The organism is Sphingomonas sp. CFBP 13706, assembly GCF_014842355.1.
Classification (GTDB): domain Bacteria; phylum Pseudomonadota; class Alphaproteobacteria; order Sphingomonadales; family Sphingomonadaceae; genus Sphingomonas; species Sphingomonas aerolata.
In genome coordinates this window covers 195,453-207,838 of the sequence record NZ_JACYVM010000003.1, presented here as the reverse complement: position 1 = coordinate 207,838, position 12,386 = coordinate 195,453, and the positions used below count along the sequence as shown (strand labels likewise).

Sequence of the window (12,386 nt, the reverse complement as noted above, 5' to 3'; positions counted from 1 at the left end):
GCTGGACGCACCATCTCCGCGCCTCCGCGTCTCCGCGCGAACAAACCCTTACTGCTCGCCCTCAAGCATCAACCGCGCCGTCGCCTTCGCACTCCCGACGACGCCGGGAATCCCCGCCCCCGGATGCGTCCCCGCGCCGACGAAGTACAGGTTCGGGATATGATCGTCGCGGTTGTGCACGCGGAAATACGCGCTCTGCGTCAGCACCGGCTCGAGCGAGAAGGCCGAGCCCAGATGGGCGTTCAGATCCTGCGCGAAATCCTTCGGCGCATAGCTGAACTTGGTCACGATCCGGTCGTGGATGTCGGGGATCAGCCGCCGACCGATCTCGTCGAGGATCCGCTTCTCCAGGATCGGGCCGATCTCGTCCCAGTCGACCGGGAACTTGCCGAGATGCGGCACCGGCGCGAGCGCGTAGAAGGTCGAATGCCCCTCCGGCGCCAGGCTGGGGTCGGTGACGGTCGGATGGTGCAGATAGAGCGAGAAATCTTCCGCCAGCACGCCGTGATCGTAAATGTCCGACAGCAGCCCCTTATAGCGCGGCCCGAACAGGATCATGTGGTGCGGAATGCCGGGCCACGTGCCCTTGATCCCGAAATGCACGACGAACAGCGACGGGCTGTACTTCTTGCGCTCGAGCGACGCCTTGGTCCGCTGTCCGCTGCGCGACGTCGCCAGCAGGTCGCGATAGGTGTGCATGATGTCGCTGTTCGCCGCCACCGCATCCGCCTGGCCCGACCAGCCGCTCGCCGTCGTGACCCCGGTCGCGCGGTCGCCCAGCGTCTCGATCGAGGTGACCGGGTCGTCGAGCCGCAGCACGCCGCCCAGCCGCTCGAACTGGGTCACCAGCGCCGCGACCAGCCGGTTGGTGCCGCCGCGCGCGAACCAGACGCCGCCGTCGCGCTCGAGCTTGTGGATCAGCGCATAGATCGCGCTCGTCGTCATCGGGTTGCCGCCGACGAGGAGCGTGTGGAACGAGAGCGCCTCGCGCAGCTTCTCGGACTTCACGAAGCTCGACACGATCGAATAGACCGAGCGCCAGGCCTGGTATTTCGCGAGTGCCGGCGCCGCCTTGATCATCGACCCGAAGTCGAGAAACGCGACATGGCCGAGCTTCTCATAGCCTTCGTGGAACACGCCGGCGGAATAGGCGAGGAACTTCTCATAGCCCGCCCAGTCGCCCGGATGCAGCTTCTCGATCTCCGCCCGCATCTGCGTATCGTCGTTGGTATAATCGAAATTCGTCCCGTCCGCCCAGTTCAGCCGGTAGAAGGGCAGCACCGGGTCGAGCGTCACATCCGCGCTCATGTCGTGCCCGCTCAGCGCCCATAGTTCGCGCAGGCAGTCGGGATCGGTGATGACGGTCGGGCCCGCATCGAAGGTGAAGCCGTCGCGCTCCCAGTAATAGCCACGCCCGCCCGGCTTGTCGCGGCTCTCGACGATGGTCGTCTGGACGCCTGCGGATTGCAGCCGGATCGCGAGCGCCAGCCCGCCAAACCCTGCGCCGATGACGATAGCTGTCTTCATGATCTCATACTGCCTGCGATGGCGCGGACGGCGCGCACGATGGGGACGGGGGGCTTGCCGGTCAGGATCCGCGCCTTGTCGGTCATGGTCGAACGTCCGGCATAGAAACGGCCTATCAGCGAAGGGGAGAGGCGATAGAAGCGCTCGAGGATCCGGTAGCGTTCCTCGGGCTCCGCCGCGCGGAACAGCATCGTGTCGAGCATCCGGTAGAAACCGCGGCTCTTCCACGTCGCCTGCGCCATCGCATAGGTCGCGTCGTGCAGCCGCGCGCCCGAGAAATCCCCCAGCGCCGCGATCATCGACGCGGTCCGCACCGCATCGGGCAGCGAATAGCCGGTGGTCGGGTGGAACATCCCCGCGCGCATCCCCGCCTTGGCGACGCGCGCCCCGGTCGAACGCCAATAGGCCTCGAAATCGCCGCCCATCGCCACCGGCAGCACGCCCGATTCCTCGCGCTCGATCCGCTTCACTGACCAGCCGCGCTCGGCGACATAGGCATCGATCCGGTCGCGCAGCACGGGCAGATCGAGATCGGGCGTGTCGCTGTAATAGGTGTCCTCGACGAACATCCGCCGCGCCTTGAACGGCAGGCAATAGACGAAGCGATAGCCGTCGAGCTGTTCGACGCCTGCATCCATCACCATCGGCCGCGGCGCCTTGTGCATCGCGTCGAGCAGCAGTTCGCGGCCAAGGAATTTCTGCCACGCCAGATCGAGCAGCGTGAGGTCGCCCGGCCCGCGCGCGTCGATCACCCCGGTCGCTTCGATCCGGTCGCCGTCGCTCAGCACCACCGCGGTCGCGCTCGCACCGCTGACCTTGCGGTCGAGCATCAGCGCGTGCGGCGGCAGGACGCGGCGTACCTCGCGGTCGAGCTGGACGCTCTCGATCGAATTGTAACGCGCGTCGATGGTCCGCGCATGCCCTGGAAAGCGCACGTCATAGCCCTGCCAGCCATGCACCACGAGCGGCGCGACGATCCATCGGTCCGCCGCCGCCACGTCGCTGTCGAAGAACGACCAGAGGTGGTTGCCGCCGACCGTCGGGGCGGCATCGACCAGCCGCACGTCGAGCGCCGGATGCTTCGCTTTGAGCGCCAGCGCGATCATCCCGCCGGCCAGGCCCGCGCCAACGATCGCGACGTCGCAGGAGATCGTCGATGCCATGGCTCCGACTAGCGCAAACCGGCGTCTGCGAAAACAGCCTTTCCCGCCCAATCGCGCGCGAAGACAACCTGCATTGCCGACTCGGCCGCCCCTTCCGCCACCGGGGCGATCCCCCTCGGGTTACCGCCTTCCGCTGCCACCACGCGGCGGACGCGAAGGGACGGGGAGCGCCAGGTCGGGCATGGCGCGCCGTCGCCATCTCCGCCACTATGTCCATGCCAGATCCGGAGCCGCCATGCCCCCCTCACACCCGAACGACGCTTCGCCAGCACCGCATGCCGGCGATCCCGGCCCCCGCCACCCCCAGGCGCCGACGCTGGCCACGCCGCGCCTGACGCTGACCGGCCATGTCCCGGCCGATCTCGACGACTGCGCCACGATGTGGGCCGACGCCCGCGTCTATGCGATGATCGGGGGCACGCCGCGCAGTCGTGAGGAGGTGTGGATCCGTTTGCTCCGCTCGATCGGCCAGTGGACCGCGTTCGGCTATGGCAGCTGGATCGTGCGCGAGACCGCGACCGGCCGGCTGATCGGCGAGATGGGGTTGATCGAAGCGCGGCGCGCGATCCTGCCGCCGATCGACGGTCCCGGTGCGATCGGCCCCGAAATGGGCTGGACGCTGACCGGCGACGCGCAGGGACAGGGTTATGCGTCGGAGGCGATGGCGGCGGTCCTGGCCTGGGCCGACCCGCGCATCGCCGCGACGACCTGCATCATCGACCCCGGCAACGCGCCCTCGCTCCGCCTCGCCGAGCGCCTTGGCTACCGCCTGCGCATCGAGGGCCGCTATCGTGACGCGCCGATCCTGATCCTCGACCGACGCGCCTGACCTCGGTTCCGGACGCTCGGCGGACAGGTCGAGCGATGCTGGCCGAGGAACTGCGCGGGTTTTTGCGGTACCGGGCAGCCGCAAGTCGTCGCTGCTGCCCGGCACCGTGTGCGGCGCGCGCTCATTTCCGGATCAGCCGGGAGCGCACATGCCCATGTTTACGCGCTGGCGATCAGTTCGCCGGGACCTTGATGAACGGGTCATAGCTGTAGGTCTTGCCCGACATCGAGAAGACGACGCTGTACTGGTAGGACCCCGTTGCTGTACCGTTGTTGATCACACAGGTCCAATAGATAACGCCCGCGGGCGTCGTCTGTTTTTCAAGCTTCTGGAATACACTATTCGGCGGGTTCTGCGTGCATTGACCGGTAAACCCGGTGATTGCGATATTGTCGGCGGGATTGATGGGATAGACGGTCCACACCAAGACGTCACCGGCATTGCACGGCGTCGTCAACTCGTTGCCACCCTCGGACGTGCCTTCATAGCCCGTCGTGTCGATCATATACAGACCTTGGGTGATGGTCTGGCCACTGGCCGTCGACTGAGCTGTTTCCACATCCACAGCAATCATGATGTTGATGGTTGCCATATCCTCATCTCCTAAATTTATAGTATCGAGACAGCCTGTCTCCGACATGCCGTCGGACTTTCAAACAGGCGTTATCGTCGTAATGGAGCAATGTTCTGCTATCAGGATCTCAAATTCGTTGACCTGAGTGAATTTCCACATTGCAAGGCGTCAATGAGACTTCAACAACCGAGTTGTTGGCGCATGAACTCTGCAAAATCGATAAAGATTTGATGAGGATCCGGTGTTCGGACATAGATCAGGGCGGCGTTGAGTTTGCAGGCGCACAGGCCGTCGCGCTTTGCAGCCGCGTATCCGGATGCCGCCGGTTTCGATCATTTTGCGGGGGCGATAGGCTAGAGTCAGTGCAAACAGGTGGAGCACCGGCCGGGCGTCGTCGACCGAGGATCTGAATGGCAACGGCGTTCGATCCGGTCCCGTTGCTGTGATAATTCCGCTACGGGTCGTCGCGATTCCGACCCTGGCGGTGCGCTCGGTTTGGCTCTGACGGTCATGACCGTTATGGAGGGGGCCAATCCGATGGGCCGGGAGGTTTTTCCCCGGTTCATGTGGAGGGGAGCATTGGGGACATGGCTGATCACGGCCAGCCGCCATCAGCCACATCATGAACGATACAGGTGCAATTATGAGCTCACTTTCCGGTTCTGGGATCGGCTCTGCGGCACCGACCGGGAGCACGGCGATGCGGGCAGATCGCATGCCAAGGCTGCCGCGCGTGCTGGCGGCGGCAGCGGTCTGGGCCGTTCTGGCGGCGGCGAGCCCGGTCACGCGGCTTGACGTCGAGGTCGACAATCTTCGCTCGGCCAAAGGCTTGATCCGTATCTGTCTGACCGCCGACCCCGACAATTTCCCCGCTTGTGTCGACGATGCCAAGGCACTGACCCGGACCCTGCCCGCCGCGGTCCGGACGACGAGCTTTCCGGGCCTGCCGCAGCGCGGCTATGCGCTGGCGATCATCCATGACGAGAACAGCAACTCCAAGCTCGACACGATCGCGGGCATCCCGCGCGAGGGCTATGGCTTCTCGAACAACGCCGCGGTACGCTTCGGACCGCCTCGCTTTTCCGCGGCACGGTTCATGCTCGCCGGTGATGCTGAAATGCAACAGGTCAGGATGCGTTACATCTTCTGACGGATTGCAACGGACCGAATGGGGTTGCCCCGCGTTGCGCGGTGGAACCTTTTTGTCCGGAGCCCGTCCTTGCGCGCATTCTCACTCGTTCTGACTGCCGCAACCGCGGCAGTCGCCCTCGCCACGCCGGCACTTGCGCAGACGGATCCCAATCCGACCCCGCCAATCACCGATCCCGCCGACAACAACCGCATCACGCTCGGTCTCGGCGTCGCGTCGCTTCCCGATTACGAGGGTGCGGACAGCAACAGCTTCACCCCCGGCGCGGTCGCGATCGGTACGGTCCGCGGGCATGACTTCTTCACGCGCGGTACGCAGCTCTACGTGAACCTGATCCCCAATACCGGATCGGTCGGTATCAACTACGAAGTCGGTGTCATCGCCGCGGTGCGTACCGATCGCACGGGCCGGGTCGACAACCGTCAGGTCCGCGCGCTCGGCAAGATCGACACGGCCTATGAAGTCGGCGGCTTTGTCGGCGTCGGCAAGACCGGCGTCATCACCAGCGATTACGACACGCTGACCGCGCGCGTCGCCTATATCCACGACGTGTCGGGCACGCACGACAGCTATGTCATCACCCCGCAGGTCAACTACACCACGCCGCTGTCGGTCCGGACCCTGGTCGCCTTCGGCCTGTCGGCGGATTATGCGGGCAAGGGCTTTAGCCGGACCTATGCGGCGGTCACGCCGATCGGCACGATCAACAGCGGTCTGCGCACCTATGACATCAACGACAGCGGTTTCCGCCGGGTCAACGTCTCCGCCTTCGCGTTGCAGAGCCTGTCGGGCGATCTGCGCCGTGGGTTCGGCGTCGGCGCGGGCGTGCTCTACGGCCGCATGCTCGGCAAGTACAAGGACAGCCCGATCGTCGCGGACGTCGGCGATGCCGACCAGTGGCTCGGCGCGGTGGGCCTGACCTACACCTTCTGATCGCAACCCGCCGATCGACCCGAAACCCCGTGCGGCCCGACCGCGCGGGGTTTTTCGTTTGCGCCCCCGTCCGTTGCGCCTATGCTCGCCCTACCCCGGGGGAGCGCCGATCCGCGCTTGAGAGGAAGGCAGGAGCCTTCGACCCGCTGAACCTGATCCGGTTGATACCGGCGGAGGGAGGGAGCGGTCGCCACAGAACCGCATGCCTTGCTCCGAGACCTTTAGGAGCAAGCGCATGGCCGATTACGATCCCCGCATCCCGACCGCCGATATCGGCGTCACCACCGGCCCGATACGCGGCTCGCGGAAGGTTCATGTCGCGGTGCCCTCCAGCCCCGACGTCCGCGTCGCGATGCGCGAGATCGTGCTCGACCCGAGCTGTTCCGAGCCGCCCTTGCGGGTCTACGACACCAGCGGTCCGTACACCGACCCCAGGGCGACGATCGACATCAACGCCGGCCTGCCGCAACTCCGCCGCCAGTGGATCGAGGCGCGCGGCGACGTCGAAAGCTACGACGCGCGCGCGGTCCGGCCCGAGGACAATGGCCAGCTCGGCCCCGACCGCTCGGGCGGCGTGCCGCAATTCCCCGGCAGCATCGCACGCCCGTTGCGCGCCAGGGCCGGCGCCAATGTCAGCCAGATGCACTATGCCCGCCGCGGCATCATCACGCCCGAGATGGAATATGTCGCGACCCGCGAGAATCTCGGCCGCGCGATGCTGAAAGAGTATAAGCGCGACGGCGAGAGCTTCGGTGCGTCGATCCCCGACTTCGTCACCCCCGAATTCGTCCGCGACGAGGTCGCGCGCGGCCGCGCGATCATCCCCAACAACGTCAACCACCCCGAATCCGAGCCGATGGCGATCGGCCGCAACTTCCTGGTCAAGATCAACGCCAATATCGGCAACTCCGCGGTCGCGTCGAACGTCGCCGCCGAGGTCGACAAGCTCGTCTGGTCGATCCGCTGGGGCGCGGACACGGTGATGGACCTGAGCACCGGCCGCAACATCCACGACACGCGCGAATGGATCCTGCGCAACAGCCCCGTGCCGATCGGCACCGTGCCGATCTATCAGGCGCTCGAAAAGGTCGGCGGCGTCGCCGAGGAGCTGACCTGGGAGATCTTCCGCGACACGCTGATCGAACAGGCGGAGCAGGGCGTGGATTACTTCACGATCCACGCCGGCGTGCGCCTCGCCTATATCCCGATGACCGCCAAGCGGGTCACCGGCATCGTCTCGCGCGGCGGCTCGATCATGGCGAAATGGTGCCTCAGCCACCACAAGGAGAGCTTCCTCTACGAGCGCTTCGACGAGATCACCGAGATCATGAAGGCGTATGACATCGCCTATTCGCTCGGCGACGGGCTGCGCCCCGGCAGCATCGCCGACGCGAACGACGAGGCGCAATTCAGCGAGCTCTACACGCTCGGCGAACTGACCCACCGCGCATGGAAGAGCGACGTTCAGGTGATGATCGAGGGCCCCGGCCATGTGCCGATGCACAAGATCAAGGAAAACATGGAAAAGCAGCTCGAGGTTTGCGGCGAGGCGCCCTTCTATACCTTGGGGCCGCTCACCACCGACATCGCGCCGGGTTATGACCATATCACCAGCGGCATCGGCGCGGCGCAGATCGGCTGGTACGGCACCGCGATGCTTTGCTACGTCACGCCCAAGGAGCATCTGGGCTTGCCCGACCGCGACGACGTGAAGGTCGGCGTCGTCACCTACAAGCTCGCCGCACACGCCGCCGACCTCGCCAAGGGCCACCCCGCCGCACAGATGCGCGACGATGCGTTAAGCCGCGCGCGCTTCGAATTCCGCTGGCGCGACCAGTTCAACCTGAGCCTCGACCCCGATACGGCCGAGCAATATCACGACCAGACGCTCCCCGCAGAAGGCGCCAAGACCGCGCATTTCTGTTCGATGTGCGGTCCCAAATTCTGCTCGATGAAGATCACGCAGGAGGTGAGGGACTTCGCCGCGAAACAGAATGGCCCCGCCGACACGTTCCTCGCAGCCGATGTCGATCAGACCGACGCCAACCGCGCGATCTTCGCCAAGGGCGCGCATGCCGACGCGGAAAAGGGCATGGCGGAAATGAGCGAGAGGTTCCGCGAGAAGGGCAGCGAAATCTACCTTCCCGCCGACGTCTGATCCGCCACACCTCGAACTCCTTCCCCGCCAGGGGGAGGAGTTCGGGGGGTACGTCCGTTACCGCTTGCGCACGAATTCCGCGCGCAGGACCAGCCCCTTGATCCCGTCGTAGCGGCAATCGATCTCCTGCGCGTCACCGGTCAGGCGGATCGCCTTGATCAGCGTACCGCGCTTGAGCGTCTGGCCCGCGCCCTTGACGGTCAGGTCCTTGATCAGCGTCACCTGGTCGCCGTCCGCCAGCACGTTGCCGACCGAGTCGCGGACCACGACCGTGTCGTCGTCCGCCGCGCGGGTCGTGGATGCGGCGTCGGCGGCGACCCATTCGCCGCTGGCCTCGTCATAGACGTAATCGTCGTCCGCCATCGTCATCGTCCTGTTTCGTGCCGGATCACTTGAGCGTCGTCATCTCGACGGGCTTGCCCTTGGTCGTCGGGTTCGACGCGTTCGCCTTGGGCTCCTTCTCGGCCTTGGGCTTGCGGACTTCCTTGTTCGATTTCTTCTGGCTCTTGGCCATGATGCTGCCCTTCCGGCGGGGCGGAGCGCCCCGGGCCGGCGACGATACACGCTTGCGCGCGCGCATACCCGTAGATTCGGACCGTCGAATCGCCCCGGCAGTGCGGGCATCGCGGGCAACCTCGGCCCGGTCGGCGCGTTGGGATGAAAAGAGCATGAGGGGGCTGCGATGCATATCGGATCCGGGGCTGCGCCGATTAGCCTGTCGCTGCGTGCGGGGATGGCAATGCTTGCCATGGCCGTGTCAAGCTGCAGTGTGGGCGACGATCCCCAGCAGACCGCTGCGGTCGCCAATTTCACGCCGCCTGCCACGCGGACGCCGACCCCCGTGGCGGGGCAGGCGCAGACCACGCCGCTCACCGCCTATGTCGGCAAATATCCGCATGACGCGGTCGATGGCGTCGATTTCTTCGATCGCACCGAGGTGGCCGGCGGGTTGCTCGCGGTCGTCGACGATGCCCGGCTGCGGTCGCTGATCCGCGGACGCTCGGGACCGCAGACGCCGATCTTCCAACGGGGCAGGCGCATCGCCTCCTGGGGGTGCGAGGCGCATAATTGCGGCGATCACAACTGGATGGTCGCGATCGATCCGGCGGGTGGCACGGCGCAGGCCTGTTATCATGATGCCGGCACGATGCAGGACCAGAGCCGCTGGTATGCCGATGGCGCACCGGTCCTGCGCCCCGGCGCCTGTCCTTCGGAGGGTAACGATGCTTGAACACATGCCTGCCTGGCTCGGCCACGCACTTAAAGGATTGCGCGCTGGTGCCGACGCGTTGGTGATCGCCCGGTCCGGTCTCGGGTCGGGCGCGCAGGCCGGCACGGGGTTCGCGACGCTCGACCTGACCAGCCCCGCCTTTGCGCATGAGGGGCGGTTGCCGCCGCGGTTCACCGCCGATGAGGACGGGGTGTCGCCGCCGCTGGTCTGGAGCGTGCCACCTGCGGGCACCGCCGCGCTCGCGCTGATCGTCGAGGATGCGGATGCGCCGACGCCGCAACCGCTGGTTCACGCGATCGTCTGGCATATCGCTGCCGATCGGCTGCGACTGGCCGAAGGTGCGATCACGGCCGACGGCGCAGGGACGCCCGATGGCGATGTCGGGCGCAATTCCTATCTGCGCGAAGGCTGGCTGCCGCCCGATCCGCCGACCGGGCATGGCGAACATCGTTACGCCTTCCAGCTTTTCGCGCTCGATGCGGCGCTGGGCGATCCGGGCGTGTCACCGGGCCGCACCGCGCTGGTCGAGGCGATGTCGGGACATGTGCTCGCGGCAGGGTTGCTGATCGGGACCTATTCGCGCGAGGAGGCCGCGCCCGTCGGCCCCGCTTCATCGGCCATGCTGGCCTGACCGCGACCCGCGCCTGGCGGGCAGGGATCCCCCGCGCTGCCGATCAGGCGAACGCTGCGGCGTGGGTCGCGATCAGCAGGACGGTGGTCGAGAAGGCGACGATGCCGACGAGCAGGCCGCTGTCCCGCAGGCGGTCGGGCCGGGATTGGCCGCGATGGAGGTGATGAAGCATGATGCAGTCTCCGCAGTCAGGCCGGATCACGCGATTGGGATGATCGGCGTCGCGGCGCTGATCGCGATGCCGGCGAAGACCAGCGCCCCGGCGAACGAGAGGAGGATGCGCTTGGCGGATTCGAAATGGATCGAGGACATGGTGGCTTCCCTTCGGTGATGGCGGCGTCCGGACCATCCGGCTGCCGATATCCCCTGCTTTGCACACCCCGTGCCAGTTCCGTATCCGGCTGAATCAGCGCGGTTTTTCGCAGCAGCCCCGCAGCAGTTGGGATTTTTCGCCACACGAATCCGGTGAACGGCGCCAAGGATCGGTGCCGCGGACCGCCGCGCGGATCAGGCGGCGCAGATCCGGTCGCGCCCGTCGCCCTTGGCGGTGTAGAGGAGCCGATCCGCACGGGCGAACGCGCTCTCGGCGGCTTCGTCCGCATGGATTGCGGTGACGCCTGCCGAAAAGGTGATCTGGCCGAGCGGCGAATCGGTCTCGCGGTTGCGGAAGCGTTTGGCGGCGACGATCGCGCGGACCGAATCGAGAAGGCGCGCGGCGTCGCTCAGGCTGACGCCGCACAACAGCACCGCGAACTCCTCGCCGCCGTGCCGCACGACGAGATGCCCTTCGCACCCCGCCGCGATCATCTGGCCGATCGCGGTCAGCACCCGGTCGCCGACGCCGTGGCCGAACGCGTCATTGACGCGCTTGAACCGGTCGACGTCGCATACCGCCAGGCAATAAGGGCCCTTGTCCGCGTCACGGGCGCCGAACGCCTCGTCAAACGCGCGCCGATTGGGCAGGCCGGTCAGCGTGTCGCGCCGTGCGCTGTCGCGCGCCTCGATCAGCTTGGCGCGCAGGACGTCGGTCTCGTGCTTCGCCTTGGCCAGCCGCACCTCCGACTCGCGGATCCGGCCGATCATCGCGGTGGTGATCCGCGTGATCTCGTCGATCTCTGCCAGTCCCGGCGAGGTCGTGATCGCCGCCGCGCTTTCAGCCAGATCGTGGCCGAAGCCGCGGGTCTCGGCATGGATGCTGTGCATGATCGTCGCGAACCCGTCGACATACTCCTGCGTCTCGGCAACCAGCCGGTCCGCCTGCCCTTCGCGTTGCGCGGGATCGCACGGGTCGTCGGGATCGACCACCGCAGAGGGCTCGGTGACCTGTCCACCAAGCGCCTCGATATCCCTGCGCAGCAGCCGGACGCCGCCTTCGGTCAATTGCGCAACCTGCGCCGCGAGCGGGCCGTCGGGTGCCGACAGCACGGCATGCGCGAACGCATAATGCGACGGATCCGGACGCAACCGGTGCTTACGGAGGAATCGGCCGATCTGGTCGAACAGGTCCTCCGTGCTCACCTGTTGTGCGCCCTGCGCGTCCCGCATGTCATTTGCCCCCGTTTCGCCCCCGGAATAGAACAACAAAGGTTAGCAACGCGTGACGATTTGCAAGCCTATCGGCGGTTAAGGGTCTCGACTGCGGCCAGCGTCGAGCTGACATGCTCGGCGGGGTTCATGTCGTCGTGAACAAAGGCGACCCGGCCGTCGCGGCCGATCACGTAACTGGTGCGCTTCGTGACGTCGCGTCCCATCACTTGCTTGCCGAGCGCGACGTCATAGCCCGCGACGACCTTCGGCCCGGCGCTGGCGACCGCGAACTTGCCCGCGCATTTCTCCGCCGAGAATTTGCTCAGCGTCTCGACGTTGTCCGCCGACATGCCGATCACCGTCGCGCCGGCCTTCTTGAACGCGGGGACCGCCTCGGCAAAGGCATGCGCCTCGGCATTGCAGCCGCCGGTATAGGCCGCGGGGAAGAAGTAGAGGACGACAGGGCCCTTCTTCAGCTGTTCGGCGAGGTGGACCGTGAACACCTTGCCGGCGATCGCGCCGCGCGTGGTGAAGTCGGGCGCCTTGGCGCCGGGCGCGAGCGCCGCGACTGCGGGGGTGGCGAGGAGGAGGGCGGCGAGAGTCGGGACAAGGCGCATGGGGCTATACTCCGGTATGATCGCAATGACGTACGCCCGCTCGCGG

Annotated in this window: 15 protein-coding genes and 1 riboswitch; of the genes, 7 read left to right on the top strand and 8 right to left on the bottom strand. The window is 66.4% G+C overall.

From position 1 onward, the window contains the following. Positions 1-48: 48 nt before the first annotated feature. Both IFS44_RS07570 and crtY read right to left on the bottom strand, forming a co-directional pair. Positions 49-1,527 carry a phytoene desaturase gene (locus IFS44_RS07570; protein WP_031394044.1) on the bottom strand — a complete coding sequence of 493 codons (1,479 nt, stop codon included), beginning with the start codon at positions 1,525-1,527 and terminating at the stop codon, positions 49-51. Further along, positions 1,524-2,690 carry a lycopene beta-cyclase CrtY gene (gene crtY / locus IFS44_RS07565; protein ID WP_031394043.1) on the bottom strand — a complete coding sequence of 389 codons (1,167 nt, stop codon included), beginning with the start codon at positions 2,688-2,690 and terminating at the stop codon, positions 1,524-1,526. The genes IFS44_RS07570 and crtY overlap by 4 nt, the downstream gene beginning before the upstream one ends. A 235-nt stretch (positions 2,691-2,925) precedes the next feature. On the opposite strand from crtY, the gene IFS44_RS07560 reads away from it, so the two are divergent. Beyond that, positions 2,926-3,519 (top strand): GNAT family N-acetyltransferase, encoded by a 594-nt coding sequence (locus tag IFS44_RS07560; protein WP_192098053.1) that lies wholly within the window; start codon positions 2,926-2,928, stop codon positions 3,517-3,519. A gap of 172 nt (positions 3,520-3,691) precedes the next feature. Here IFS44_RS07560 and IFS44_RS07555 read toward each other — a convergent pair whose 3' ends face one another. Then, on the bottom strand, positions 3,692-4,111 hold the full coding sequence (locus IFS44_RS07555) for a hypothetical protein (RefSeq protein WP_052380814.1): 420 nt from the start codon (positions 4,109-4,111) through the stop codon (positions 3,692-3,694). 492 nt (positions 4,112-4,603) lie between these two features. Between IFS44_RS07555 and IFS44_RS07550 the strand changes: the two genes are divergently transcribed. The 4 genes from IFS44_RS07550 to thiC all read left to right on the top strand — a co-directional run bounded on the left by IFS44_RS07550 (position 4,604) and on the right by thiC (position 8,334). After that, positions 4,604-4,888, top strand: coding sequence for a sterol desaturase family protein (locus IFS44_RS07550; RefSeq protein ID WP_192098052.1), 285 nt, complete (start codon positions 4,604-4,606; stop codon positions 4,886-4,888). Beyond that, positions 4,794-5,243, top strand: a complete 450-nt coding sequence (locus tag IFS44_RS07545; RefSeq protein ID WP_244648464.1) for a DUF2141 domain-containing protein — start codon at positions 4,794-4,796, stop codon at positions 5,241-5,243. Before IFS44_RS07550 ends, IFS44_RS07545 begins: the two co-directional genes overlap by 95 nt. Positions 5,244-5,312: 69 nt before the next feature. Next, entirely contained in the window at positions 5,313-6,176 is an 864-nt protein-coding gene (locus tag IFS44_RS07540) for a MipA/OmpV family protein (protein ID WP_244650031.1), read from the top strand. Between the two features lie 88 nt (positions 6,177-6,264). Next, positions 6,265-6,372, top strand: a riboswitch (TPP riboswitch). Positions 6,373-6,411: 39 nt separating this feature from the next. Further along, the gene (gene thiC, locus IFS44_RS07535) at positions 6,412-8,334 is read left to right on the top strand and encodes a phosphomethylpyrimidine synthase ThiC (protein ID WP_192098050.1); all 1,923 of its coding nucleotides are present in this window, start codon (positions 6,412-6,414) and stop codon (positions 8,332-8,334) included. A gap of 57 nt (positions 8,335-8,391) precedes the next feature. Here thiC and IFS44_RS07530 read toward each other — a convergent pair whose 3' ends face one another. Beyond that, on the bottom strand, positions 8,392-8,697 hold the full coding sequence (locus IFS44_RS07530; protein ID WP_056675124.1) for an alkylphosphonate utilization protein: 306 nt from the start codon (positions 8,695-8,697) through the stop codon (positions 8,392-8,394). Between the two features lie 25 nt (positions 8,698-8,722). Then, positions 8,723-8,848 (bottom strand): hypothetical protein, encoded by a 126-nt coding sequence (locus IFS44_RS22610; RefSeq protein WP_260171387.1) that lies wholly within the window; start codon positions 8,846-8,848, stop codon positions 8,723-8,725. Between the two features lie 255 nt (positions 8,849-9,103). Between IFS44_RS22610 and IFS44_RS07525 the strand changes: the two genes are divergently transcribed. Then, a complete protein-coding gene (locus IFS44_RS07525) occupies positions 9,104-9,565 on the top strand; it encodes a hypothetical protein (protein WP_342366371.1) in 462 nt (153 codons plus the stop codon). Next, entirely contained in the window at positions 9,558-10,196 is a 639-nt protein-coding gene (locus tag IFS44_RS07520; RefSeq protein WP_192098048.1) for a YbhB/YbcL family Raf kinase inhibitor-like protein, read from the top strand. The genes IFS44_RS07525 and IFS44_RS07520 overlap by 8 nt, the downstream gene beginning before the upstream one ends. Positions 10,197-10,239: 43 nt before the next feature. On the opposite strand, the gene IFS44_RS22605 is transcribed toward IFS44_RS07520, so the two are convergent. The 3 genes from IFS44_RS22605 to IFS44_RS07510 form a co-directional block, all read right to left on the bottom strand. Beyond that, positions 10,240-10,368 (bottom strand): hypothetical protein, encoded by a 129-nt coding sequence (locus IFS44_RS22605; protein ID WP_274604218.1) that lies wholly within the window; start codon positions 10,366-10,368, stop codon positions 10,240-10,242. Positions 10,369-10,703: 335 nt separating this feature from the next. Next, entirely contained in the window at positions 10,704-11,714 is a 1,011-nt protein-coding gene (locus IFS44_RS07515; RefSeq protein ID WP_320466478.1) for a GGDEF domain-containing protein, read from the bottom strand. A 95-nt stretch (positions 11,715-11,809) separates the two neighbouring features. Then, entirely contained in the window at positions 11,810-12,340 is a 531-nt protein-coding gene (locus IFS44_RS07510) for a peroxiredoxin (protein ID WP_031395292.1), read from the bottom strand. Positions 12,341-12,386: the final 46 nt, after the last annotated feature.

Bases quoted from the DNA above. Each gene is read 5' to 3' on its own strand.
- IFS44_RS22610 (WP_260171387.1), bottom strand. From the start codon at position 8,848: ATGGCCAAGAGCCAGAAGAAATCGAACAAGGAAGTCCGCAAGCCCAAG.
- IFS44_RS22605 (WP_274604218.1), bottom strand. From the start codon at position 10,368: ATGCTTCATCACCTCCATCGCGGCCAATCCCGGCCCGACCGCCTGCGG.
- IFS44_RS07510 (WP_031395292.1), bottom strand. From the start codon at position 12,340: ATGCGCCTTGTCCCGACTCTCGCCGCCCTCCTCCTCGCCACCCCCGCA.
- IFS44_RS07560 (WP_192098053.1), top strand. From the start codon at position 2,926: ATGCCCCCCTCACACCCGAACGACGCTTCGCCAGCACCGCATGCCGGC.
- IFS44_RS07530 (WP_056675124.1), bottom strand. From the start codon at position 8,697: ATGGCGGACGACGATTACGTCTATGACGAGGCCAGCGGCGAATGGGTC.
- IFS44_RS07555 (WP_052380814.1), bottom strand. From the start codon at position 4,111: ATGGCAACCATCAACATCATGATTGCTGTGGATGTGGAAACAGCTCAG.
- IFS44_RS07520 (WP_192098048.1), top strand. From the start codon at position 9,558: ATGCTTGAACACATGCCTGCCTGGCTCGGCCACGCACTTAAAGGATTG.
- thiC (WP_192098050.1), top strand. From the start codon at position 6,412: ATGGCCGATTACGATCCCCGCATCCCGACCGCCGATATCGGCGTCACC.
- crtY (WP_031394043.1), bottom strand. From the start codon at position 2,690: ATGGCATCGACGATCTCCTGCGACGTCGCGATCGTTGGCGCGGGCCTG.
- IFS44_RS07545 (WP_244648464.1), top strand. From the start codon at position 4,794: ATGCGGGCAGATCGCATGCCAAGGCTGCCGCGCGTGCTGGCGGCGGCA.
- IFS44_RS07570 (WP_031394044.1), bottom strand. From the start codon at position 1,527: ATGAAGACAGCTATCGTCATCGGCGCAGGGTTTGGCGGGCTGGCGCTC.
- IFS44_RS07550 (WP_192098052.1), top strand. From the start codon at position 4,604: ATGACCGTTATGGAGGGGGCCAATCCGATGGGCCGGGAGGTTTTTCCC.